This window comes from Mesonia profundi (genome assembly GCF_031085155.1).
Classification (GTDB): domain Bacteria; phylum Bacteroidota; class Bacteroidia; order Flavobacteriales; family Flavobacteriaceae; genus Mesonia; species Mesonia profundi.
This window is the reverse complement of the sequence record NZ_JAVHUL010000001.1, coordinates 1-22,653: the sequence shown is the minus strand read 5'-3', so window position 1 is coordinate 22,653 and position 22,653 is coordinate 1. Positions and strand designations below refer to the sequence as shown.

Genomic DNA, 22,653 nt, shown 5'->3' with positions numbered 1-22,653 from the left:
AAATTATTTTTCGGGAGGGAAGTTTTCTAGTGCTTTTTTAGCAATATCTAAGAAAGCCTCTTCTCGTTTTTGAGGAGAAAGTTCTTTATTGAATTTAGATTCTACTACCGCTTGCCAAAAAAGTTCGTCATTAAGTGCGTTGGTGAATTCTATGGTAAGGCTTATAAACTGTTTTGTTCCTCCAATAGGAATCCCGCCAGATATTCCTCCACGAACAACACCGCCTCCACTACCTACACCTACTCCAATCGTATTGTTGTTGTGTTCTTCATAAAACTCCGCATAAAAATTAATTCTAAAATCGGAGTTTTCACTTTGTTGGTAACCTTCATCCATCAAACTTTTAGACAAACTTCGTACCAATCGTTCTTCGTCTAATTCGCTAAGTCCAGATTTTAAATCGCTGTAGTAAGAAAAATTTTGACATTGCTCAAAGTCCATTTTTTCGTCATAATCATAGAAGGCTTTGGGTCCGCCACAAGAGATTAAACTTATCATACCCAGAAAAAAGAATAGCTGCTTCATTGTTTAATATTTAATTAAAAATCATTAGTGTCCGATTAAAACATTACAGAATTCTGTTGATTCAAACATAAAAGACGTTTAGAGGTTTTTTATTAAGTGACAGCTTGCTATTAAGTTTACCATTGAAATTTAAAAATTAATACGAATGCTTAATCAATTTAATCTAATTATCAGGCTATTAAAAATCAAGTCTTATGTCTTATCTCTTTCAGCGCAGCGGTCTTATATCTTAGTCGGATACGACTAATTAAAAATACTAAAAATAAAGCAGCTACTTCTAGGTGTAACGTATTCTTAACAGTTAATTTTTTTGCAAGGGCTCTTTATTTAACACTTCCCATAAGGTATCTTTTAACTTCTGTAAACCTTGTTGCGCCACAGAAGAGATAAACACATAGGGAACTTTCTTAAAAGCTTTCGCGACTTCTTTTTCTAATTCTGCTCTCAATTCTCCATCGAGCATATCACTTTTAGAAATAGCCAAGACACGATCTTTATCTAATAATTCTGGATTGTAACGTCTTAATTCGTCCAATAAAACTTCATATTGTTCTTCGATGCTTTCTACATCACAAGGCACTAAAAATAATAACGTAGAGTTTCTCTCAATATGTCTTAAGAAACGATATCCAAGACCTTTTCCTTCTGCTGCACCTTCAATAATTCCTGGAATATCTGCCACTACAAACGACTTATAGTCTCTGTATTCTACAATCCCAAGGTTAGGTTTTAAGGTGGTAAACTCATAGTTCGCTATTTTTGGCTTTGCGGAAGTAATCACAGACAGCAAGGTAGATTTTCCTGCATTTGGAAAACCAACCAATCCTACATCTGCCAAGACTTTTAACTCGAGCGTGATATCTCGTTCTTCTCCATCAATCCCTGGTTGTGCGTAACGAGGCGTTTGATTGGTAGAGGATTTAAAGTGCCAGTTTCCACGACCTCCCATTCCGCCTTCAGCGATAATAATTTCTTGTTCATCACTTACCACTTCAGCAATGATCTCCTCAGTTTCGGTATCTCTAACTACGGTTCCTAAAGGCACATCTACAAAGTTATCTTCCCCATCTGCTCCGGTACTCCGTTGCTTAGAACCATGTTCTCCGTGCGTGGCTTTAATGTGTCTTTTAAACGTAAATTCATGAAGCGTCCAAAGGTTTTTATTTCCGCGTAAAATTACGTGTCCGCCGCGACCACCATCTCCTCCATCTGGACCTCCTTTATCGATGTACTTCTCCCGGTGTAAGTGCATGGAGCCTTTCCCTCCTTTCCCAGAAGTTACATGTAACTTTACATAATCTATAAAATTCCCTTCTCTCATCTTAACTTCTCTGTTATAAATATAAAACACGGTGCAAAAACACCATTAAATACATTATAGTTGGTCAATCACATCACTTAAACGCGCCGTAATCTCTTCGATACTTCCTTCTCCATTTACACCGTAATACTTACTTTGTTTTTGGTAGAATGATTTTACGATAGCGGTTTCGTCGTGATATACCTTAATTCTCTTACGTATCACCTCTTCATTGGCATCATCTTTTCTTCCAGAGGTTTTCCCACGTTCTAATAAACGCTTCACCAAGGTTTCATCTGATACTTCTAAGGCAATCATCGCATTAATTTCCTCTCCTTTATTTGCTAAAAAATTATCTAGAGCCTCTGCTTGCATTTCTGTCCTTGGAAAGCCATCAAAAATAAATCCGTTGGCTTCCTTCTGTTTGTTCACCTCATCTTTCAGCATGCCTACAGTAACCTCATCGGGTACCAATTGACCATTCTCTATATAAGATTTAGCTTCTTTCCCTAAAGGCGTATCATTTTTCATATGATAACGAAAAATATCTCCTGTAGAAAGATGCATTAAATCATATTTCTCTTTAAGAATGGTTGCTTGTGTTCCTTTTCCGGCTCCCGGAGGACCAAACAATACTATTTTAATCATTTATTTTTCTTTTAATTGATATACTTCTGGTAAATTTCTTCCCAAACCGTCATAATCTAATCCAAAACCTACAATAAATTTATTGGGGATTTTTATCCCTATATAATCTAAGGTATGAGCTTCATGATAAGCTTCGGGTTTATAAAACAACGTCGCTATTTTAAAACTGGCTACTTCTTCTTCTTTTAAAATTTCTATAATTTTAGTTAAGGTATGTCCTGTGTCTACAATATCTTCTAGCACGATTACATCTCTACCTCTTAAATTCTCAACTCCAATAAGACTTTGCACGGCCTTGGTACTTTGGGTACCTTGATAGGAACTAAGTTTGGTGAATTCTATTTCACAATCTCCTGTATATTCTTTAGAGAGCGCTGCTACAAACGCGAATGCTCCATTAAGTACTCCAAGAAAAACTGGAGTTTTGCCTTGGTAATCTTCTTCTATTTGACTAGCTATTTTTTTTACCGCTTCTGCAATTTCTTGTTTGCTGATAAAGGGTTTAAAAAAAAGATCATGGATTTTTATCATACAGGATACTTATCTTCAGGCGCAAAGATAAAGATTTCACTTTAAAGTAGATTCATTCTTAGAAACCAATTCATTTTTTAATTTAATATCTCACTATTCCGAAGAAAAAACTTGGACAAACAAACCAAGAAACCTTATTTTTGTTCAAACACCACACCTATGAATTATTTTTCCTCTTCTTTTAAATTAGGCATCCTTGGCGGAGGTCAACTCGGTAAGATGATGCTTTACGATACTAGAAAATACGATATACAAACCTATGTCATAGATCCTAATCCCGAAGCTCCTTGCAAAATTGCCTGTGATCATTTTGAGGAAGGAGACTTGATGGACTATGATAAGGTCTTGCAGTTTGGCAGAAAAGTAGATGTCTTAACTTTTGAGATTGAAGGTGTTAATGTAGAGGCGTTGGAGCAATTGGAAAAGGAAGGGAAAAAAGTATATCCTCAAGCCGCGGTATTGAGAAAAATACAAGATAAAGGCATTCAGAAGCAGTTTTATAGCGATCATAACATTCCTACTTCTCCGTTTAAAGTGTACCAAGAAAAAGATGATCTTACCGAAGCTTTGGTAAGAAAAGAATGGGAATATCCTTTTGTTTGGAAAAGTTCTACTGGCGGATATGATGGAAAAGGCGTGAGTATTATTCGGGATGAAGAAGATTTAATTCCTGTTGCTAATACGCCTTGTATTGCTGAAAAAATGATTCCTTTTAAGAATGAATTGGCAGTGATTGTAGCCAGAAACCCTTCCGGGGAAGTAAAAACTTATCCGGTCGTGGAAATGGAATTTCATCCAGAAGCCAATCAGGTAGAATATGTCATTTGCCCTGCACGAATTGATTCCGCAGTAGCGAAAAAAGCACGAGAATTGGCGGTAAAAGTATCGGAAGCTTTTCAACATGTAGGCCTTTTGGCAGTAGAGATGTTTCAAACCCAAGACGATGAAATCTTGGTGAATGAAGTCGCGCCAAGACCGCATAATAGCGGGCACTACAGTATTGAAGCCAGCTACACCAACCAGTTTGAACAACATTTAAGAGCCATATTAGATTTGCCTTTAGGTGAAACCGAAAGTAAAGTGGGCGGCGTGATGGTAAATTTGGTAGGTGAAGAAGGTCACAAAGGACAGGTGAACTATCAAAACATCGAGAAAATTATGCAAATGCCAGGCGTGACTCCGCATATTTATGGTAAAAAACAAACGCGTCCTTTTCGGAAAATGGGGCATGTGACTATCGTAAATAAAGACATAAATGAAGCTAGAAAAATTGCCGAAGCTGTGAAGAAAGAGATAAAAGTGATTAGTAGTGAGTGATGAAGTTGAAATTGAAGTTGAAGTTGAAGTTGAGTTCAGTATTCAGTATTCAGTATTTTAAAAGTGAAAGATGAATCAGTGGTGGTTGAGTGAAATTAGATAGCCCCGAAACTTCGGGGTGTATCGAAACCAAAGCGGTGACAACAACTAGATTGTAAATCAGAAAAAATAATTTTATAAATTCATAAGATGAGTAAAGTAGGAATAATTATGGGAAGCACTAGTGATCTTCCTATTATGCAAGAAGCCATAGACATTTTAAAAGACTTTGATATTGAGGTGGAAGTAGATATTGTTTCGGCCCACCGCACGCCAGATAAACTTTTTGACTACGGCAAAAACGCTCACGAACGCGGAATGAATGTCATTATCGCTGGAGCTGGCGGCGCAGCACATTTACCGGGAATGATTGCTTCACTTTCTCCGCTTCCTGTAATTGGAGTGCCCGTAAAATCTAGAAATTCTATCGACGGCTGGGATTCTGTACTTTCTATTTTACAAATGCCAGGCGGTGTTCCTGTAGCTACCGTTGCTTTAGATGGTGCTAAAAATGCAGGTATTTTGGCCGCTCAAATTATTGGAACTTCAGATAAAAGTGTTTTAAATAAAATTCTGACTTACAAAGAAGGCTTGAAGCAAAAAGTAATTGACGGCGCAAAAGAAGTGAATAAAGGTTAAAATTCAGAAAAACTTAGTGATAAAGTAATTTTTCAGGAAACACCTGAAGGCAATTTTGAGCGCCCGCCCGGATGAAACGTTCGGACGGGACAGCCCGAAAAAATACTTCCTTCGTCGGAATGACAATTCTATATAAAATCAAAGTTATCTTAAACTAAAACCAGAGTGTTTCAAAAAAAAGTAGCATATTTATAGCAACTATCTAAAACTGCTACTATGCAAAAAAAATACTTCCTACCGTTTTTTAGCCTGTTATGCCTTACAGGTTTTTCTCTATCTGCTCAGCAACTTTCGGGTAAACTATTCTCAAAAGAAACCAATGAAAGCATCCCTTATGCTGCCGTACAAATTGGTGAGAATTATGGCGTGATCACCAATAATGAGGGCGAATTTCAAATTAACGTGGAACGCTTTTCGGCAAATGATTCGCTTCACTTCTCTTCTATGGGTTTTGTAGAACAAAAGATAACTTTAAAAAATTTTAAGCCCAACAGTACGATCTATTTAAAAGAGGACGTAAGCCAATTAGAAGATGTGTTTTTGGTAAATAAAAACTTATCTATGGAAGAAATCATGACCAAAGTCAATGAAAATCTAGATAAAAACTACAACTATAGTTTAAAGAAATTTGACATTTTTTCCAGAAAACAATCGACTACCAAGGTACTCGATATGGAGTTTGAAATTAATAAAGCTACTTTTTTAGACAAATCGGTTCGTAAAAATTTTAATAAGAGCATAGACAGTTTACTTCACATCAACAAAAATTCTACCAACACCTCTTATTCAGAAAGTTATACCCAGATTTTTATAGGGTCTTCACTGGACAGTCTTAAAGTTGACTTGCAAAAAGTAACTCAACTAAAAGACGAGACCAAAGCGGGAGACGCAGAAGACTTTTCTTCTCAAGTCTTTGGAAAGATTGCAAAAAATTTAAAGAGTAAAAACACTTTTAAAGTGAAATCGGGGCTTCTACCTATAGATGATTCTTTAGAAGTAGGCAAGTCGTTTAAAGTAAATCGTTCTCAAGATTCTCTCCTCACCAAAGAGGTAAAATCAGCTTATGCGAGAAGCATGAAACATAGTGCCAATTTACATCCAGGAAAATTGGAATTTATAGAAGATTTTAAGGCATATGATTTTACTCAAGAGAAAATTACAGGCTATCAAGGAGAAATGGTCTACGTTTTAAATTTTGTTCCGCGCAAGGGAAGAGCAAAATACCATGGAACACTTTATATTTCTTCGGAAACTTTTGCGATTGTAAAAGCCGAATATGAATTGGGAGAAGGCGAAAAAGCCGCTGGAATGAATCTTAAATTTTTATTGGGTATCAAATACCGAAGAAATAAAAATACAGGTGTAGTTATCTTTAAAAAAAATGCACAAAATACGTATGATCCTATGTATATGAAAAGTAGCACTCAAGATTATGTGTACCTCAACCGTAGTTTTAAATTTAAAGAAAATACAGATGACCGCTCTAATCGTATAAAATTTAAGTTTGATTTATTAGCAGAAAACGATTCTAACATCAACCAAGAACTCTTATTTGTAAAAGCGGAACCTATTACCACAGAAACCTATAACTCGTTTACAGAAAAAGAAGGCGTAGTCATCGAGAAAATAAAGAAATACAATGCTTCCATTTGGAAAGACTACAACATTATTTCTCCAGAAAGTGACTTAAAAGAATTTGAATATTAGAATAATCTAAAACCTATACCCAATTTTTATTCCGCCCCAGTTTGCGGCATCGCCGTCTTTAAACTCGGGAGTTGTGGTTGTTCTCGTGTATTCAACATACAAGGTTTTGCTTCTTAGTATAAGTCCGTAATTAAACTGACCCGTGAATCTCTTTACATCACTAGAAGAAATGGTATAAACACTTTTGGTATTAAAAAGTCCGCCTTGTAAACTAGCATCATAGCCTACCAACCTAAACACAGATTGTCCAAAAACATAAACCTGAAATTTATTTTTATTCTTAGCGGAAGAGAATCCGTTATTGATTAAACCTAAAGTCGCATTTGCGCCAACAGAAGCATTGGTAAAAAGACTTCCTAATTGGAGTTCAGATTGTGCTTGTAGGGAGAAAAAATCGGCATAGCGAAACATTTGTTTTTCATAAGCCAGTTGATAGTTTATCACCACATCATTTTCAATTTGATTTCTCCAACCATAAGGAATTTTATTTCCTGTAGCTTCGTGAATACTCCGCTGCATTTCTCCGCCAAAAGCCCCCGGACCTATCATTCCTAAACCTAAAGAAGAGGTTAATCGGGAAGAATTGACAGTATCTTTTGCAACCAAGAAACTTTTTAGGATTATGACCGCAGTAAAAGGCCGGTCCCCCAATTGAATCTCTCTACTCACATAATCATCGGGTGTAAACCCAATATGCTCTAGAGCCAAGCCATATAATTTCTCTGTTTGCTTCGGCTTTAAAAATAAAAAATTAAGAGGGTTCTTCTCAAAAAAAGGCAAAGCGAGTTCGAATTGATATCCCTGGGTATAATTTTTATCCGCGGAAGCGAAATAATCATTATCGTAATTGAACCTAAAATAAGACGCGCTTTTCATGTCTCTAAAAGAAGAAGTATGCTCTATTTTTTGAGCTGATAAAGAAAAACTGATTCCTAATAAGAGTAAAACATATAGACTTTTTCGCATACTTTATGTACGCAATCGACACGAATAGAGTTTTAAGCCGAAAAAAAGCTATTTCGTTTCGCTACTGTTTCGAGTAAGTGCAAAGTAAATGACATAAAACCAGCTAAAAATACCGTGAAGAATAGCCCATAAAATAGATTTATTGCGTTCCCATGAAGTTACGACTGCAATTACACTGCCCAATCCCACTCCTTTCTGCACAACAGAAGTAGTACTTGTAAAGTCGCCTGTATCTGCAAAAACAGTTGTGGAAACCAGCAGAAAATATCCTAAAAAAAGAAGTTGTTTTATCATATTTAATAATTTTTTTTATCCGTTTAGTTTCTAGTGTAATCAGATAATAGTGTTAATGTCACGTCGAGCGGAGTCGAGACGCTTTTGTTTAACCTTTCGACTCCGCTCAAGGTGACAAAAACTAGTTTGAGGAGTGAATGCGGATATTTAATAAATTTTAAACCAAAGTACAATTTTTAAATTAACTTCATTTTATTACGTTAACTTTTAAGATTGGACTCCTACTTTGTAACTTTGCTTTTCTTAAACTGAAATACTTTTATGAATCAGAATAATCCACTTTTGCAGTCTTTTGAAGAGGCTCCATTTTCAAAAATAAAAACCAAACATTACCAACCGGCAATCAAAGAAGCAATTGCTTTGGCAAAAGCAGAAATTGATGCCATTACCGCTTCCGCGGAAGCGCCAACTTTTAAGAATACCATAGAAGCTTTAGAAAATAGCGGCGAAACCTTAAGTAGAGCCACCAGCATTTTCTTTAACTTGAATTCTGCCGAAACGAACGACGAGATTCAAGAAATAGCCCAAGTAGTTTCACCTTGGTTAAGTGAATTTGGTAATGACTTAACGCTAAATGAAGCCCTTTTTAAACGCGTAAAAGCGGTTTACGACCAAAGAGATTCCTTAGAGCTGAGCGTAGAAAAACATAAATTGCTAGAAAAGCATTACAAATCTTTTAGCCGCAATGGGGCGAACTTAAACAACGAAGACAAAAAGGAATTAAGAACCTTAGACAGTGAGCTTTCTAAATTATCTCTGACTTTTGGCGAACATGTGTTGGCAGAAACCAACAATTATGAATTGCTCATCACCGACGAGAGTAAATTAGATGGTTTACCCGAATCTGAAAAAGAAAGCGCTGCCCAATTAGCGAAAGAGAAAGGAAAAGAAGGTTTTATTTTTACTTTACAGCATCCTAGTTATATTCCGTTTATGAAGTACGTGAAAAACCGTGAACTACGTAAGGAACTTTCTATCGCGTTTGGTGCCAAAGCATTTCAAGACAATAAATATAACAATGAAGAAATCGTTTTAAAAATCGCCAATTTACGCCATAAGCGCGCTAATTTATTAGGTTATAAAACGCACGCCCATTTTGTGTTGGAAGAGCGTATGGCCAAAACACCCGAAAAAGTAAATGGCTTTTTGGAGGAATTGCTAGAGAAAGCAAAACCTGCAGCAGAGAAAGAATTTAAAGAACTTACCGCTTTTGCTCAAGAATTGGATGGATTAGATCATCTTGAAAAATGGGACAGCGCTTATTACAGCGAAAAGTTAAAACAGAAGTTGTTTGACGTAGATGATGAGCAACTGAAGCCTTACTTTCAATTGGAAAATGTGATTGATGGCGTTTTTACCGTAGCCAACAAACTCTACGATTTGCAGTTTAAAGAAGTGCACGACGTAGATACCTATCACGAAGAAGTAAAAACCTACCGGGTAACCGATGTCAACGGAGAAGAAGTTGCCCTATTTTACGCCGATTTCCATCCGCGCGAAGGAAAAAGGGGTGGCGCTTGGATGACGGTTTACCGCGATCAAGAAAAGAAAGACGGAAAGAATATTCGTCCGCATATTTCTAACGTATGTAATTTTAGCAGAGCCACAGCCAAAAAGCCTGCTTTACTAACTTTTAATGAAGTGACTACGCTATTTCACGAGTTTGGACATGCCTTACACGGGATGCTTGCCAACACCAAATATGCTAGTCTTTCGGGAGCTTCGGTATATTGGGATTTTGTTGAGTTGCCGAGTCAGGTGTTAGAAAATTGGTGTTACGAGCCAGAAGCCTTAGCACTTTTTGCCAATCATTATAAAACAGGAGAAATTATTCCGAAGGAATTGATTGAGAAAATAAAGAAATCGGCGAACTTCCAAGAAGGGATGCAAACCCTAAGGCAGCTGAGTTTTGGAATGTTAGATATGGCTTGGCACGGAATTGATCCTTCTACGATAAAAAATGTAAAAGAACACGAAACACAAGCGTTTGAAAACACGAAATTGTTCCCAGATGTAGCCGAAAATTGTATGAGTACTTCGTTTTCTCATATTTTTCAAGGCGGTTATTCTGCCGGCTATTATTCTTATAAATGGGCCGAAGTATTGGACGCCGATGCCTTTGCGTATTTTAAAGAAGAAGGGATTTTTAATAAAGAAGTAGCTACAAAATTCAAAGAAAACGTACTAAGTCAAGGCGGTACAGAAGACCCTATGGTGTTATATAAACGCTTTCGCGGAAAAGAACCTAACCCAGAAGCTTTGCTTAAACGTGCAGGTTTAATACATTAGCAGCTTCAAAAAAAAATCACGTGAAAATAAAGAGTAAAAAGAGACTAGTTACTTATCTCAACATTTTAGACAAACCGATAAGGTTTAGACCTTTTCTATTTAGTAGAATGTTTTTACTGTGGGCTCTTGTAGGAGTTATTGGTGGGATCTCTGCTGGGGCTTACTGGATTGTATTAGAATTTCTCACCCATCAAATGGCATTTTTTGACGGGTGGTTAGTGATTCCCGTCATGGCTTTTAGTGGGTTACTCGCGGGTTTAATTATCCATTTTATTGGCGATCCTGGAGAGATGGACCTTATTGTGAACAACATTCGTTTTAACAAAGGAAAGTTGAACCCTAAGAATAATCCCTCCATGATTATGTCCTCCTTACTTTGCGTTGCCTCTGGAGGAAGCCTAGGTCCCGAGGCACCTTTGGTACAAGTCACCGGTTCTACCGGATCTTGGCTGGGAAAAATATGCCGACTTAAAGGAGAACAATTGCGCTCGCTTAGTATTGCTGGGATGGCTTCGGGATTTACCGCTTTATTTGGCGCTCCATTGGGAGGAAGTTTATTTTCACTAGAAATTCTGCATTACAAACACGCTGTAGAATACTACCAAGCGATTATTCCTGCTTTCGTGGCCAGTTGCTTTAGTTACATCATTTTTGCCTTAATCGTACATTTAGGATTGGGTCCCATTTGGGATTTACCCACCTATGAAATGAGTAATCTATTCGATTTTGGCTATGCCATTCTCTTTGCTTGTTTTGCAGCCCTTATAGGTTGGGTGTTTATTTTATGCACCAAATCTTTAAAACAGCTCTTTAAAAAATTGGATTCCCCCATCTATGTGAAAACTTTAATAGGCGGAATTATTCTAGGAATTATTTCATTTTACTTTCCGCTTACCCGATATTTTGGGCATCATGAAATTAACGATTTAATTTTTAGCGACTCCTCCCTTTACTTTCTTGGAGCAATTCTAATCTTTAAAATTCTAGCTATTTCAGTAACGGTAACTTCAGGTTGGCGTGGAGGATTTATTATCCCTTTGTTTTTTGTAGGTGCTACTTTAGGTTTAATCTTGCATCACTTTTTTCCGGGTATTAATTTATCCCTTACCATTATAAGCTGTATGGCAGCCATTAATGCTTGCGTAACCAGAACTCCTATGAGTACCACTATTTTGTTAGCGACTTTAACGGGATTTGAATATTTGGTTCCTATTTTATTTGCGAGCCTTACCGGTTATTTTCTAGCTCCGCGGGTACCTTTTATTAGTTCTCAAATGAAAGAAGTAAAGGAATAATACCAATTTTCCCTTAAAATAGAATTGGCATAAGGCTTTCGCCGAATAAAAAAACCGATTAGTAATTCAACTAATCGGTTTCTATCTTTAAGCTTTTTTGCTCTTACTTTATTCCTCAATCCAACTCACAATACTTTTATCGTTGGGTAAGGTTTTAGGACTAATTACTTTAACCAACTTTCCGTTTTCGTCAATCAAGTATTTCTGAAAATTCCATTCCACTTCAGAATCTTCTAATCCATTTTTAGCTTTCTGAGTTAGAAACTCATACAGCGGATGCATATCTTTTCCTTTTACAGAAATTTTACTCATCATAGGAAAAGTAACACCATAATTTTTCTCACAAAACTGAGCGATTTCTTTATCGCTTCCGGGTTCTTGTGCTCCAAAGTTATTGGCAGGAAAACCAATAATTGTAAAGTTATCGTTTTTATAGCTTTTATAAATTTCTTCTAACTGCTCATATTGTGGTGTAAGTCCGCATTCGCTTGCGGTATTTACTAACATCACTTTTTTTCCTTTCAGCGAAGCGAGATCAAACGTATTTCCTTCAATATCTTCTAGCTTAAATTGATAAATTGTATTTTCCATAGAGGTTGATTTTTGGGCTTGAATCATAATGCTGAACATTAAAATACAGCATGTGAGTACTTTTTTCATAGGTGTGATTTCTTCCGTAAAGAATTATACCAATTCTTATTTAAAATTGATATTACAAAGGATGATTACTACTAGCATCTCTAGCTAATTCTGTTTCATCTTCTCTTTTTCCAATCTGAGAATCGAAATAATACAAGGACTCTGAAGTCGCTTTTGGTCCGCCAGCAATTTTCAACTGATCCATAATATCTAGTACCATCGCTTCTTCCTCAATTTGTTCTTTTACAAACCATTGTGCGAAATTCCACGTAGCCCAATCTTTTTCTTCTTGAGACAACGAAACGATGTCATAAATGGCATTGGTATTATCAATTTCATGCTGAAAAATTTTCTCAAAACACTCTTGAATATTTTTAGGATCTGCAGGAGGCGCTTCTACTCCACCAATTTTTGGTCTTCCCCCGCGCTCCATAATATATTCCATTACTTTGGTCATATGATCGCGTTCTTCTTGAGAGTGTCTAAATAAGAAATTAGCCACTCCTCCATAGCCTTCACTATCTGCCCACACTCCATAAGCCAAATAAATTTGGGAGGCATTGGCTTCTTTTTCAAGTTGATGATTTAATATTTTTTCTACTTTCTTGGATAATCTGTTGGTGTTCATAGTCTAGTTTTTTACTAAATTATGAAAAGATTATCCCATAAGCTCCCATCTTCAAAAAGATTTAACAAAGAAAAAGTGTAAAGAAATAGAAGTATTACTTCAGCTTTTTAGGGTTCTGTTTTACAAAAGCTTCCCAACCTGTATAGCTTTTACCTACTTCTACCCTGCCTTGATTATAAAAATGACAAACGGCAGCAGCCAAACCATCAGTAGAATCGAGGTTTTTAGGTAAGGTTTTTAATTTTAAAGTGCTTTGTAACATACGAGCAACTTGCTCTTTGCTGGCGTTTCCATTTCCGGTAATTGCCATCTTTATTTTTTTGGGAGAATATTCTGTTATGGCTACTTCTCTACTTAATCCTGCTGCCATCGCCACACCCTGCGCACGTCCCAACTTTAGCATTGACTGCACATTTTTTCCGAAGAAAGGAGCTTCAATGGCAATTTCATCGGGGTGATACGTATCGATCAACTCGATGGTACGCTCAAAAATGAGTTTTAGTTTCACGTAATGATCACTGTATTTTTTTAGAATCAACTCATTCAGCTGCAAAAATTCCATCTCCTTGCCTACTACTTTGATGAGTCCAAATCCCATAATAGTGGTCCCTGGATCAATCCCTAAAATTATTTTTTCTGTTTTTGAACTCACTTGGTATCTTCTTGGTTAGGCTTCTTAATATTAAATTGCTACTTCTCACAAAGCTAAACAATTGTTTTTAGTAGACTTCAATTTTAGAATTTCGTTTTGACCTATTTGTCCTAGTTTTTATGCTTTGAAAGCTATTCAGGGAAAGGCAGAACATTTATAAAACAATCCACAATCGACCTTCCCTAAGCTAAGAATTATTAAATTTGAGAAACACCCCACCCATTATGAAATCACTTTTCACGATTTTCATTACGCTATTTGTATTCAATTTATCAAGTGCACAAAAAAATCACACCTATCAAGGAGACACCTATTCTCTTATAAAAACTGTAGATGGAGAGCTCGTTTTATTATACAATATTATAGATGGAAGATACCGATATTTTATTGCTAAAAATGGAGAATTAGAGGAGCTTCTCAACACCAAAGTTGACGGGGAATACAAGAGAGAATACCAAGCCACTTTACAAAATTTCACCAGCGATAAAGATATTCCTACAGATAGAATTAATTTAACCTTGGCGAGTTTAAAGGAGTTTACCATTCAATACTATACTTTAAAAGATAAGAGTTTTGAAGACTTAGAATCCAAAAGAGATTATAATTTCCGGTTAGGATTCTTTGGCGGAATTAGCAATATAATCTACACTGCAAACCCTACCAACGAAACGGCTTCACTTCTTGGGGCAGAATGAGAGGTTTATAGCTACAAAAAATTAAAAAGACATTCCGCCTTTGTACAGTTTAAGTATGTGTTTGAGTCAGAGGAGTACAAATATTCAGAAGCAAATTTTTCTCTCAATTACCGTTTTAAAGTAATCAATCTAACCGATTTTCATTTATTCGTTAACACGGAATTATTTAATCTTCGCTTTTATAATGAAAAATTTAGCATTATAGACTCTGCAGATCCAAGTAATAATGAAAAGATAAATAGAACCGGAAGTGAATTAAATTTCCCTGTAAGCTTTGGTGCTGGGATTGCTTATCGAATTACTCCTAATGGTTTTTTAACCCTTAGTTACAACGATGTAGTTTCAATTATGGAAGACAGCAACGGAGAATTTCCCGTAGACATCACTCTAGGTTATAAATTTAAAATATAATGCTCTATTCAGATTGAATCGTTAGCGGGAGTTGAAAACTGGTACTTACCGGGATTCCTCGTTTTTGAGCGGGATAGGTTTTAGGTAAACTAGAAACAGCATCTCGTATCCAGGTTTTAAATTCTGGAAGTTGAGAATAGAGATGCGAAGAAGCTTTTAAAGAGTCTATTTTTACTTCTCCTTTAGCCGAGATTCCCATAAACACAACTACTTTTTCTTGTAAGCTATCCTGTAAAACTACTTGATGCGCAGCCAAACTTTGATAAATAACGCGGGTTACTTGTTGCTCAAAACAACGTTTTTGCTCCGATTTATTTTCACACTTTTCACATTCGGGAAAGCTAGGGTAAGTCTCCACATCATTCCAGTTGATATGTTTGAGTTCTTCGGCTGCTATTTCGTCAGAAAAAATCTTCTTGGTTTCCAATTGTTGACAACCTAGCAGCACCACTAATAAAAATAGCCACGTAATTTTATACATAAGGTAAATGTAAGTAAATCAGCGAAAAGAAGAAGAGTAGAAACTTAAATTCTTAGTCTGCTTTTTTAGATAAGTGGATTTCCTTTTTAAGATCAGAAATTCTTCGTTTTGACAACTTGATAAAAATCGATGCCTTTGGTTCTTCCTCAAACTTGTTAAGGAATAATGCGTAGTAGTTAAGCCGCGTTTGCAAGTCGGCATAATAGTTATCAGCGGCCACTGCCAACTCAAACTGACTTCTCATTTTTTTTGGATCCTCTTCTAACGCCAACTTAAAATAATGCATGGTCTTTTTATACTCTTGTTTTCCCTTATAAGCTAAGCCCAAAGATTGATAGTTTTCATCCAATTTCGGCTTAGAAAGCAATAAAGCCATGAGTAAATATCTCTCTGCGTCTTCCAGTTTCTCTTTATGTAAGTATAATTTTCCTATGTATAAATGAGCCGACGCATTTTCAGCATTAAATTTTAACACATGTTGATAAGCTTCTATGGCCTTTGTGATAAAAGCTTCTTGGTAATAACACATCCCAAGTTTTTTCCAAACACTTTCTGAAGTGTAACCCAACTGAATCACTTTTTGATATCGCTTTAAAGCGGAAGAATAATCCCGTTGACTATACGCATTTAAGGCCGAAAGCAATTGCATTTTGATGTTTTTGGGCGCACTTGTTAAGGCTTTTTGAGTGAGGTTTTCGGTTTCCTTAAATGCTTTATTCTGGTAATGGTAAGAAGCCAATTCATACAAAGCATTTTGATGCGTAGCGTCTTGTTGTATGGCTTTTTCAAAAAACTGATAGGCTCTAGGATTTTTCAGTTTTTCCTTGATGAGTCCCAACTGATACTGAAAATCTGGATTTTGAGGGTATTGCTGAATTAATTCCGTGTAAACGCTATCTGCTTTTTTATATTGATACGTAAGTCTTAATAGTTTTCCATAATTAGCTTTAGCCACCACAAGCTTCGGATTCTGCTGAATTGATTTTTCATAAGCTATCAACGCCTTATTCAAATCTCCTCGTGCTTGTTCCGCAGAAGCTATTTTTTGGTAAACAGAAGCCGAAAGAGAATCTTGCTTTTCATATAAATGAATCGCTTTTTGATAATCACCTACGGCATACAAACTATCGGCCATAGCAAGAGTCGAAGTTTGCGCTCCGACTCTTGGCATTATAAAAACAATAATTAAAAAGCTAACTACTTTCAACATCTATTTCATTTCAAAAATAATTGGCAACGAATAAAGTACGCTAACAACCTCTCCTCGATGTTTCCCAGGTTGCATTTTAGGTATGCTATAAACTACTCGCTTTGCTTCCTCGCTTAATTTGAGATGAGAAGCACGAGCATCAACATCTTTCACCCTACCTTCTTTAGAAATGGTAAACCGAACATAAACTCGATTCACTCCTTCTTGAGCAAACTCTTCTACGCCCTTGGTGTCAAAATTAGAATTTACGTAATTTTTTATTCCTTCACTTGTACAATGCTCAATTTCCTCCTTGCTTAAACTTTGGTCACAACCTTTATAGGCAGGAACCAAATCTATGGCAGAGTAAGGAACTGCATCCACGTCTGTATTTAGATTTTTTTTGACAGTTACAGCATAACTTTCTTTTAAAGAATCTTGAATATACTTTCTAAACTTTGCGATTTCTTCGTCTTTTATTTGCTCTTTATCATATTGTGATAACTTCTCATTTCCTTTATTACCCACATTAGATGGGTTCACAGAACATGAAGTCACGCTAAGCATAAGTGCCAATAATGGCAAAATAATATTCGTCGATAATTTTATTTTTTGTAACATAAGTATTCGTTTTTTAATTAATAAATCCAGTTCGATTTGTTTCATATATTTTGACAAACCTTTATATGGTAAAGCAAGAGCCGAGGCTTATACTCCGACCCTTGCATTTTAAATTAGATTGAGTTTAGTATATCTCTAGTTGATTTGAAAAATAATTGGCAACGAGTAAAGTACATTAACCGCTTTTCCATCTTGCATTCCTGGCTGCATCTTAGGCAAACTGTTTACTACGCGTTCTGCTTCTTCGCTTAATTCGGGGTAAGGAGCACGAGCACCTACATCCTTTATACTGCCATCTTTTCCGATAGTAAAACGAACATAAACGCGGTTTACTCCTTCTAAGTCAAGCTTTTTTCCTAAACCTGTATTAAAGTTAGCATTAACAAAAGCTTTAATTTTATCACTCGTACATTTTTTAATCTCATCATTGCTTAAACTTTGGTCACAACCAGGATATGCAGGTACGAGCTCTATGGCGGTGAAAGGGATACCTTCCGATTTAGCTGGAGATTGGGGAACGACAGTTTTACGATGAGCTACATAATCCTCATAGGTTTGCTTGTAGCCTGTAGACTGCATATAATTATGGTTTTTCTGATCTTCATCATTCCATGTTCCTTCTTTAATTTTTTGTTCTTTAGAACTTTTCAGAATCCATTTGGAATAAATTTTAAACCTATAATAAGAATCTTTTGATTTAATGTGCTTTCCTTTTTCAGTAAAGAAAGCTTTTGTGATTTCATCAAAACCTTTACCTTCTTCTTCCATAAAATTTAATTCTTTTTGAAGATTGTTCATTAGTTGAACATCTTCCTTAGAAAAATCAGCAGGCGGTGCAGGTGGCGGTGGCGGTGGCGGAGCGGGAAGTTCAGAGGTATTGGTTTCTACAATTTCTTCATTATCTGAACATGAAACATAGGTCAGCATGAGCGCGATTAAAGGCAAAACAATAAGGTACTTGAGTTTTGCACGGGTCGATGATTTTGATTTTTGTAACATAAGTATTCGTTTTTTGATTAATGAATGATTAAAAAATTGATTGATGAATGAGATTTGATGCGTTCCAAAAGCTACATTGAGAAGGTTTTGGTAATATTGTTTTTTAGAAGTGTGACGCGTCACCGCTTCGTCTGCGATATATTCATGCAAACTGCTGAGTTGTTTTTGGTAGGCATAAATGGCTGGATGAAACCAAAAAATTAATTTAAGTGCTTCAAAAAAGAGTAAATCAAGGCTGTGTTTTTGAGAAACATGCACCAACTCGTGTTGTAAAATATAATCTCTTTGTTCGGCAGGGATTTCATCTCCCATAAAAATCTGGTTATAAAAGGTACACGCCATTTGGCTATCCTTTACTTGATAATAAGCAGTTCCACGATATTCTTTTAAAATTCCAGTTTTCATAAAACGATGAAACTGAAAGGTTTTTTTCAGTAATAAAAAGAACGCGACCATAAAACCAAGTCCGTAAAGAAAGAGAACTCCATATTGTAAAAACCAATCTTTCCAATTGGGAGACGACATCACTTGCTGTGCCATTTGTTCTTCTCCCGCTGCACCAGAAAAATCGCCCAATAATACAGGCGGTAAATTGACAAAAGCCTGTCCTACTGCGTTGGTTGGACTTAAAATATCTAAATTAATTAAAGGTAAGATTAACGCCACACACGGACTAAGCAATAAATACCAACGGTTGTGCTGAAAAAAAGTTTCCTTCTTTAAAAACACCAAGTAAACGATATAAAATACCGCTAAAAACAAACTGAATTGCAAAATATATAATCCCATCTTATTGTTTTTTATTGATTTCTTTTAAAATTTCTTCCAATTCTGTAGTACTTAAATCATTCTTTTTTACAAAAAACGATAACATACTTTTCATGGAGCCATCAAAATAATTGTTCATCAGCTTAGTCATTGAGAACTTACTGTAGCTGTCTTTTTCGACCAACGGAAAATAATCATGGCCTCTTCCTACTTTCTTATAGCCTACAAAACCCTTGCTTTCCAAGATTCTTACAATGGTAGAAACCGTATTGTAAGCGGGTTTAGGTTCTGGCATTTCTTCAATCATAGCGGCTACATTGGCTTCTTTTAATTTCCATAATTGTTGCATCACCTCTTCTTCGGCTTTCGTTAATTCTTTCATACGGCAGTTTTATCTTAATTCATTAGGTGTAATTCCTTAAAAAATATAACTTACTTTTGGTTTAAACTTTTTAAGAATACTCAAATATAACTAAAATTTTAGTTTAAACTAACTTTCTAGTTAAAAAAATACTTATGGATTTAATTTTACTGTTTCTAGGTCTCATTTTATGTCTAGTAGGGATCGCGGGTACATTTCTTCCCGCATTACCGGGAATTTCCTTGAGTTGGCTAGGTATATTGATGATTTATTTGACCTCTGTGGTAGAGATAAATTATACAGTTCTTGTGATTACTTTTGTGATTGCAGCCGGTATTCTTATTTTAGACTATGTGATTCCTGCAGCGGCCAGCAAAAGATTTGGAGGGAGTAAAGCCGCCGCAATTGGGACGACGCTGGGCTTAATTGTAGGTATTTTTGTTCCCATTCCTTTTGGAATTCTCATCGGGGCATTTTTGGGAGCCTTCCTAGGCGAACTTTTATTTAACAAACAAAGCAATACTAAAAAAGCTTTTCGTGCCGCCACAGGGTCTTTTTTAGGATTTTTAGCTTCTTCCTTTGTGAGTTTCCTTACAGCCTGTGTATATTTGGGAATATTTATAAGTATTTTTATTCAACACTTTCAATCCTTTTTTTAAAATGACGCATCAAGAAATCGCCGCTATTTTGTTACAAGCAGAAATTACTCAAAAAGCTTGTGAACCTATTCGTACGCATTTACCCGACTTAGATTTAGACTCGGCTTATGCCATTCAAAAACTCAATGTAGATGAAAAAATAGCAAAAGGCGGAATTGAAGTCGGGAAAAAAATAGGTCTTACTTCTTTTAAAGTGCAAGAACAATTGGGCGTAGATCAACCCGATTTCGGGATTTTACTTCAGCATATGCAATTTAATCAAGGGGAGAATCTCGCTTTCGCGGATTTGATGCAACCCAAAGCTGAAGCTGAAATTGCTTTTGTATTAAAACATGATTTAGAAGGAAATCAACTCACGACTGAAGATATCATCAAGGCGACAGATTATGTCGTAAGCGCTATTGAAATTGTAGGTAGCAGAATTAAAGATTGGAACATAAAAATCACCGATACCATTGCAGATAATGCTTCTTCTAGTCATTTTATCTTAGGAAGTAAAAAACTATCCATACAAGATATAGATTTAGAGAACAGTAAAATGCAGCTTTTTGTGAACGATGAATTGGTTTCTGAAGGCGACGGGACTTCTTGTATGGGAAATCCATTAAATTCGGTCGTTTGGTTGGCGAATAAAATGAGTGCTTTAGGAAATCCGCTTAAGAAAGGAGAAGTAATTCTATCAGGAGCTTTGGGTCCAATGGTGAATTTAAAGCCTTCCGATAAGCTAAAAGCTACGATTGAAGGCCTGGGAGAAATTAGTTTTGACGTAGACTAATTGATATTTGTAATTAGTCGTGTCCGACTAAGATATAAGACCCTCCGTGCCGGCATACAGCGGTCTAGCATCTTAAATTAACTACAACCAAGTCACTTTATCTTCTATAGGCTTGCGTTCTCCCTTCGGAATTTCGCCATCATAATTGCCCACATAAAAGAAACCTAAGCATGTTTCATTTTCTTTCATCGGAAGAAAATCTCCCATCTGGTTGATAAGCGTTGGAGAACTCCAATAACTGCCCAGTTTTAATTCGGTAGCCATTAACCACATATTTTGAACCGCCATAGCAGTAGCAGCAACCTCTTCCCATTCGGGGACGCGTTCTTTAAGATCACGTTCCATGCAAATTACAATCACGTGACTTGCTTGTAGCGGTTTAGCTTTAATCTTTTGTAGCTTAAATTCAGAAAACTTCGTGGTAGTTTTTCGATACATATCTGCTAAGAAATCTCCCAAGTTCTCTAATTGATTTCCGGTAACCACATAAAAACGCCAAGGTTCCGTCTTACGGTGCGTAGGAGCCCAGTTGGCAGCTTCTAACAGTTGCACTATCTCTTCTTTGCTTACTCGGTCTTGATTATATTGCGCAGGAAAAACGGAACGTCTCTCCTGAATGGTTTTTAGTATCATAGAAGTTAAAAAATATTTTGTACCACCTTGGTAATTCTTTCGCGCTCCTCATCCGTTAAATTAGAACCTGAAGGCAAACACAAACCTTCCTCAAATAAATGTTCCGCAACCTTCTCTCCATAGTAAGGAGCATTCTCAAAAATGGGTTGTAAATGCATAGGTTTCCATAAAGGTCTACTTTCTATGTTCTCCTTTTCAAAGGCTAAACGTAGATCTTCTCGAGTAATTCCGTTCGTTAACTTAGAATTCACCGTAATAGCACTGAGCCAATGATTAGAATAAAAGTCATCATGAGGTTCTTCAAAGACCTCAATTCCTTCAATCGAAGCAAATAAGTCTTTATAAAAAAAATGCATTTTTCTTCGTAATGCAATGTGATCTTCTAAAACTTCCATCTGTCCTCTTCCAATCCCCGCACAAATATTACTCAGTCTATAATTATAGCCCACGTGACTGTGTTGGTAATGTGGTGCATCGTCTCTAGATTGTGTGGCATAAAAAACAGCTTTTTTCTTCTTCTCTTCCGAAGAACAAACCAAAGCTCCTCCTCCACTGGTGGTAATAATTTTATTTCCGTTAAAGGATAAGATTCCATACTCAGAAAAAGTTCCACACTTCTGGTTCTTATACGTAGAACCCAAAGCTTCTGCCGCATCTTCAATGACCGGAATAGTATAATCCTTAGCCACCGCCATAATTTCATTCATTAACGCAGGCATTCCATAGAGATGAACCACAATAATGGCTTTAGGTTTCTTGCCCTTTTTAATTCGGTCTTCAATCGCTTCTTTTAAAGCCTTCGGACACATATTCCATGTGCTCTTTTCACTATCCACAAACACAGGTTGAGCTCCTTGATACTTGATAGGATTCGCTGAAGCGGAAAAAGTAAAAGACTGACAAATTACTTCATCATCTAAACCGACTCCGAGCTGAATTAAAGCTAGATGAATCGCGGCTGTTCCGCTACTCAATGCGGCAACCTCTTTGTTGTTTCCTATAAATTGCTTTAAGTCCTGTTCAAAACCATTAACATTAGGTCCTAACGGAGCAATCCAATTTTCGTCAAAAGCGGTATGGATATAGTTAATTTCATTTCCTCCCATATGTGGAGAAGACAACCAAATTTTAGATAAAGTCATTCCTGAAGTAATTTTTAGATCTGAAGCGTAAATTTATTCCTTTTCTTTTAGAATACATAGAAACTCTAGTCTAAAAATGAATAAATGAAATCGAAATAGAACCTAAAAAATGATTAGCGGTGGCTGAGTGATTTTCGATAGAAAATTGTATCGAAGCCACAATCCCTTTGTAGTAGAATTCAAGTGAAATTAAAGCTGAAACTGTTAAGAGAATTAAAAAGAAGTCTTTTCCAAAGAAAGGCTGGTGCGTCCCCCAAGCTTCGGGAGTATCGCGTACTTTTAAATCTCACTAGTCTAATCCCTTAAAAAAAGGCATAAAAAAACCCTCCACTATATTTAGTGAAGGGTTTATAAAACCTACCAATTGGTAGGCAAAAAAGGCGACGACATACTCTCCCACAATAAGCAGTACCATCTGCGCTAACGGGCTTAACTTCTCTGTTCGGAATG

25 protein-coding genes and 1 rRNA gene are annotated in these 22,653 nt (G+C 36.3%); 9 read left to right on the top strand and 17 right to left on the bottom strand.

Going from position 1 to position 22,653, the window contains the following annotated elements:
• Nucleotides 1-3: 3 nt before the first annotated feature.
• The 4 genes from RBU60_RS00125 to hpt all read right to left on the bottom strand — a co-directional run bounded on the left by RBU60_RS00125 (nucleotide 4) and on the right by hpt (nucleotide 3,004).
• Nucleotides 4-525, bottom strand: a complete 522-nt coding sequence (locus RBU60_RS00125; RefSeq protein WP_308862578.1) for a DUF4136 domain-containing protein — start codon at nucleotides 523-525, stop codon at nucleotides 4-6.
• 301 nt (nucleotides 526-826) lie between these two features.
• Nucleotides 827-1,846 carry a GTPase ObgE gene (gene obgE / locus RBU60_RS00120; RefSeq protein ID WP_308862577.1) on the bottom strand — a complete coding sequence of 340 codons (1,020 nt, stop codon included), beginning with the start codon at nucleotides 1,844-1,846 and terminating at the stop codon, nucleotides 827-829.
• A gap of 54 nt (nucleotides 1,847-1,900) precedes the next feature.
• Entirely contained in the window at nucleotides 1,901-2,473 is a 573-nt protein-coding gene (locus RBU60_RS00115) for an adenylate kinase (protein ID WP_308862576.1), read from the bottom strand.
• Nucleotides 2,474-3,004 (bottom strand): hypoxanthine phosphoribosyltransferase, encoded by a 531-nt coding sequence (gene hpt, locus RBU60_RS00110; RefSeq protein ID WP_308862575.1) that lies wholly within the window; start codon nucleotides 3,002-3,004, stop codon nucleotides 2,474-2,476. It abuts the gene before it with no gap.
• 159 nt (nucleotides 3,005-3,163) lie between these two features.
• Between hpt and RBU60_RS00105 the strand changes: the two genes are divergently transcribed.
• The 3 genes from RBU60_RS00105 (at nucleotide 3,164) to RBU60_RS00095 (ending at nucleotide 6,706) form a co-directional block, all read left to right on the top strand.
• A complete protein-coding gene (locus tag RBU60_RS00105; RefSeq protein WP_308862574.1) occupies nucleotides 3,164-4,321 on the top strand; it encodes a 5-(carboxyamino)imidazole ribonucleotide synthase in 1,158 nt (385 codons plus the stop codon).
• A 189-nt stretch (nucleotides 4,322-4,510) separates the two neighbouring features.
• On the top strand, nucleotides 4,511-4,999 hold the full coding sequence (gene purE, locus RBU60_RS00100; RefSeq protein ID WP_308862573.1) for a 5-(carboxyamino)imidazole ribonucleotide mutase: 489 nt from the start codon (nucleotides 4,511-4,513) through the stop codon (nucleotides 4,997-4,999).
• A gap of 216 nt (nucleotides 5,000-5,215) precedes the next feature.
• A complete protein-coding gene (locus tag RBU60_RS00095; protein ID WP_308862572.1) occupies nucleotides 5,216-6,706 on the top strand; it encodes a carboxypeptidase-like regulatory domain-containing protein in 1,491 nt (496 codons plus the stop codon).
• A gap of 6 nt (nucleotides 6,707-6,712) precedes the next feature.
• On the opposite strand, the gene RBU60_RS00090 is transcribed toward RBU60_RS00095, so the two are convergent.
• Nucleotides 6,713-7,672: a lipid A deacylase LpxR family protein gene (locus RBU60_RS00090; protein WP_308862571.1), complete on the bottom strand. Its 960-nt coding sequence runs from the start codon at nucleotides 7,670-7,672 to the stop codon at nucleotides 6,713-6,715.
• Between the two features lie 48 nt (nucleotides 7,673-7,720).
• Nucleotides 7,721-7,966: a hypothetical protein gene (locus tag RBU60_RS00085; RefSeq protein ID WP_308862570.1), complete on the bottom strand. Its 246-nt coding sequence runs from the start codon at nucleotides 7,964-7,966 to the stop codon at nucleotides 7,721-7,723.
• Between the two features lie 261 nt (nucleotides 7,967-8,227).
• On the opposite strand from RBU60_RS00085, the gene RBU60_RS00080 reads away from it, so the two are divergent.
• Both RBU60_RS00080 and RBU60_RS00075 read left to right on the top strand, forming a co-directional pair.
• The gene (locus RBU60_RS00080) at nucleotides 8,228-10,255 is read left to right on the top strand and encodes a M3 family metallopeptidase (RefSeq protein WP_308862569.1); all 2,028 of its coding nucleotides are present in this window, start codon (nucleotides 8,228-8,230) and stop codon (nucleotides 10,253-10,255) included.
• Nucleotides 10,256-10,275: 20 nt separating this feature from the next.
• Nucleotides 10,276-11,550, top strand: a complete 1,275-nt coding sequence (locus RBU60_RS00075; protein WP_308862568.1) for a chloride channel protein — start codon at nucleotides 10,276-10,278, stop codon at nucleotides 11,548-11,550.
• A gap of 108 nt (nucleotides 11,551-11,658) precedes the next feature.
• Here RBU60_RS00075 and RBU60_RS00070 read toward each other — a convergent pair whose 3' ends face one another.
• The 3 genes from RBU60_RS00070 to ruvC form a co-directional block, all read right to left on the bottom strand.
• Nucleotides 11,659-12,210, bottom strand: a complete 552-nt coding sequence (locus RBU60_RS00070) for a glutathione peroxidase (RefSeq protein ID WP_407660185.1) — start codon at nucleotides 12,208-12,210, stop codon at nucleotides 11,659-11,661.
• A 52-nt stretch (nucleotides 12,211-12,262) separates the two neighbouring features.
• On the bottom strand, nucleotides 12,263-12,817 hold the full coding sequence (locus RBU60_RS00065; protein WP_308862567.1) for a ferritin: 555 nt from the start codon (nucleotides 12,815-12,817) through the stop codon (nucleotides 12,263-12,265).
• A gap of 94 nt (nucleotides 12,818-12,911) precedes the next feature.
• Nucleotides 12,912-13,469 (bottom strand): crossover junction endodeoxyribonuclease RuvC, encoded by a 558-nt coding sequence (gene ruvC, locus RBU60_RS00060; protein WP_308862566.1) that lies wholly within the window; start codon nucleotides 13,467-13,469, stop codon nucleotides 12,912-12,914.
• Nucleotides 13,470-13,693: 224 nt separating this feature from the next.
• Between ruvC and RBU60_RS00055 the strand changes: the two genes are divergently transcribed.
• Both RBU60_RS00055 and RBU60_RS00050 read left to right on the top strand, forming a co-directional pair.
• Nucleotides 13,694-14,164: a hypothetical protein gene (locus RBU60_RS00055; RefSeq protein WP_308862565.1), complete on the top strand. Its 471-nt coding sequence runs from the start codon at nucleotides 13,694-13,696 to the stop codon at nucleotides 14,162-14,164.
• A 57-nt stretch (nucleotides 14,165-14,221) separates the two neighbouring features.
• Nucleotides 14,222-14,575, top strand: a complete 354-nt coding sequence (locus RBU60_RS00050) for a hypothetical protein (RefSeq protein ID WP_308862564.1) — start codon at nucleotides 14,222-14,224, stop codon at nucleotides 14,573-14,575.
• Nucleotides 14,576-14,579: 4 nt separating this feature from the next.
• On the opposite strand, the gene RBU60_RS00045 is transcribed toward RBU60_RS00050, so the two are convergent.
• The 5 genes from RBU60_RS00045 to RBU60_RS00025 all read right to left on the bottom strand — a co-directional run bounded on the left by RBU60_RS00045 (nucleotide 14,580) and on the right by RBU60_RS00025 (nucleotide 19,015).
• Nucleotides 14,580-15,056: a hypothetical protein gene (locus tag RBU60_RS00045; RefSeq protein ID WP_308862563.1), complete on the bottom strand. Its 477-nt coding sequence runs from the start codon at nucleotides 15,054-15,056 to the stop codon at nucleotides 14,580-14,582.
• Nucleotides 15,057-15,108: 52 nt separating this feature from the next.
• Nucleotides 15,109-16,266: a tetratricopeptide repeat protein gene (locus RBU60_RS00040; protein WP_308862562.1), complete on the bottom strand. Its 1,158-nt coding sequence runs from the start codon at nucleotides 16,264-16,266 to the stop codon at nucleotides 15,109-15,111.
• Entirely contained in the window at nucleotides 16,267-16,866 is a 600-nt protein-coding gene (locus tag RBU60_RS00035; RefSeq protein WP_308862561.1) for an energy transducer TonB, read from the bottom strand.
• Nucleotides 16,867-17,001: 135 nt separating this feature from the next.
• Nucleotides 17,002-18,654, bottom strand: coding sequence for a M56 family metallopeptidase (locus RBU60_RS00030; protein ID WP_308862560.1), 1,653 nt, complete (start codon nucleotides 18,652-18,654; stop codon nucleotides 17,002-17,004).
• Nucleotide 18,655: 1 nt separating this feature from the next.
• A complete protein-coding gene (locus RBU60_RS00025; protein ID WP_308862559.1) occupies nucleotides 18,656-19,015 on the bottom strand; it encodes a BlaI/MecI/CopY family transcriptional regulator in 360 nt (119 codons plus the stop codon).
• A 134-nt stretch (nucleotides 19,016-19,149) separates the two neighbouring features.
• Between RBU60_RS00025 and RBU60_RS00020 the strand changes: the two genes are divergently transcribed.
• A complete protein-coding gene (locus tag RBU60_RS00020) occupies nucleotides 19,150-19,653 on the top strand; it encodes a DUF456 domain-containing protein (protein WP_308862558.1) in 504 nt (167 codons plus the stop codon).
• A 1-nt stretch (nucleotide 19,654) separates the two neighbouring features.
• The gene (locus tag RBU60_RS00015) at nucleotides 19,655-20,428 is read left to right on the top strand and encodes a 2-keto-4-pentenoate hydratase (protein ID WP_308862557.1); all 774 of its coding nucleotides are present in this window, start codon (nucleotides 19,655-19,657) and stop codon (nucleotides 20,426-20,428) included.
• Between the two features lie 81 nt (nucleotides 20,429-20,509).
• Here RBU60_RS00015 and RBU60_RS00010 read toward each other — a convergent pair whose 3' ends face one another.
• From RBU60_RS00010 to rrf, 3 genes are all read right to left on the bottom strand, one after another.
• A complete protein-coding gene (locus RBU60_RS00010) occupies nucleotides 20,510-21,061 on the bottom strand; it encodes a nitroreductase family protein (RefSeq protein WP_308862556.1) in 552 nt (183 codons plus the stop codon).
• A 5-nt stretch (nucleotides 21,062-21,066) separates the two neighbouring features.
• Entirely contained in the window at nucleotides 21,067-22,203 is a 1,137-nt protein-coding gene (locus RBU60_RS00005) for a DegT/DnrJ/EryC1/StrS family aminotransferase (protein WP_308862555.1), read from the bottom strand.
• Nucleotides 22,204-22,578: 375 nt separating this feature from the next.
• Nucleotides 22,579-22,653 (bottom strand): 5S ribosomal RNA (gene rrf / locus RBU60_RS14170); the annotation flags it as partial.

Excerpts from the sequence above, each read along its gene's own strand:
- RBU60_RS00125 (WP_308862578.1), bottom strand. The coding sequence starts at position 525 with ATGAAGCAGCTATTCTTTTTTCTGGGTATGATAAGTTTAATCTCTTGT.
- obgE (WP_308862577.1), bottom strand. The coding sequence starts at position 1,846 with ATGAGAGAAGGGAATTTTATAGATTATGTAAAGTTACATGTAACTTCT.
- RBU60_RS00115 (WP_308862576.1), bottom strand. The coding sequence starts at position 2,473 with ATGATTAAAATAGTATTGTTTGGTCCTCCGGGAGCCGGAAAAGGAACA.
- hpt (WP_308862575.1), bottom strand. The coding sequence starts at position 3,004 with ATGATAAAAATCCATGATCTTTTTTTTAAACCCTTTATCAGCAAACAA.
- RBU60_RS00105 (WP_308862574.1), top strand. The coding sequence starts at position 3,164 with ATGAATTATTTTTCCTCTTCTTTTAAATTAGGCATCCTTGGCGGAGGT.
- purE (WP_308862573.1), top strand. The coding sequence starts at position 4,511 with ATGAGTAAAGTAGGAATAATTATGGGAAGCACTAGTGATCTTCCTATT.
- RBU60_RS00095 (WP_308862572.1), top strand. The coding sequence starts at position 5,216 with ATGCAAAAAAAATACTTCCTACCGTTTTTTAGCCTGTTATGCCTTACA.
- RBU60_RS00090 (WP_308862571.1), bottom strand. The coding sequence starts at position 7,672 with ATGCGAAAAAGTCTATATGTTTTACTCTTATTAGGAATCAGTTTTTCT.
- RBU60_RS00085 (WP_308862570.1), bottom strand. The coding sequence starts at position 7,966 with ATGATAAAACAACTTCTTTTTTTAGGATATTTTCTGCTGGTTTCCACA.
- RBU60_RS00080 (WP_308862569.1), top strand. The coding sequence starts at position 8,228 with ATGAATCAGAATAATCCACTTTTGCAGTCTTTTGAAGAGGCTCCATTT.
- RBU60_RS00070 (WP_407660185.1), bottom strand. The coding sequence starts at position 12,210 with ATGAAAAAAGTACTCACATGCTGTATTTTAATGTTCAGCATTATGATT.
- RBU60_RS00065 (WP_308862567.1), bottom strand. The coding sequence starts at position 12,817 with ATGAACACCAACAGATTATCCAAGAAAGTAGAAAAAATATTAAATCAT.
- RBU60_RS00055 (WP_308862565.1), top strand. The coding sequence starts at position 13,694 with ATGAAATCACTTTTCACGATTTTCATTACGCTATTTGTATTCAATTTA.
- RBU60_RS00045 (WP_308862563.1), bottom strand. The coding sequence starts at position 15,056 with ATGTATAAAATTACGTGGCTATTTTTATTAGTGGTGCTGCTAGGTTGT.
- RBU60_RS00040 (WP_308862562.1), bottom strand. The coding sequence starts at position 16,266 with ATGTTGAAAGTAGTTAGCTTTTTAATTATTGTTTTTATAATGCCAAGA.
- RBU60_RS00035 (WP_308862561.1), bottom strand. The coding sequence starts at position 16,866 with ATGTTACAAAAAATAAAATTATCGACGAATATTATTTTGCCATTATTG.
- RBU60_RS00030 (WP_308862560.1), bottom strand. The coding sequence starts at position 18,654 with ATGGGATTATATATTTTGCAATTCAGTTTGTTTTTAGCGGTATTTTAT.
- RBU60_RS00025 (WP_308862559.1), bottom strand. The coding sequence starts at position 19,015 with ATGAAAGAATTAACGAAAGCCGAAGAAGAGGTGATGCAACAATTATGG.
- RBU60_RS00020 (WP_308862558.1), top strand. The coding sequence starts at position 19,150 with ATGGATTTAATTTTACTGTTTCTAGGTCTCATTTTATGTCTAGTAGGG.
- RBU60_RS00015 (WP_308862557.1), top strand. The coding sequence starts at position 19,655 with ATGACGCATCAAGAAATCGCCGCTATTTTGTTACAAGCAGAAATTACT.
- RBU60_RS00010 (WP_308862556.1), bottom strand. The coding sequence starts at position 21,061 with ATGATACTAAAAACCATTCAGGAGAGACGTTCCGTTTTTCCTGCGCAA.
- RBU60_RS00005 (WP_308862555.1), bottom strand. The coding sequence starts at position 22,203 with ATGACTTTATCTAAAATTTGGTTGTCTTCTCCACATATGGGAGGAAAT.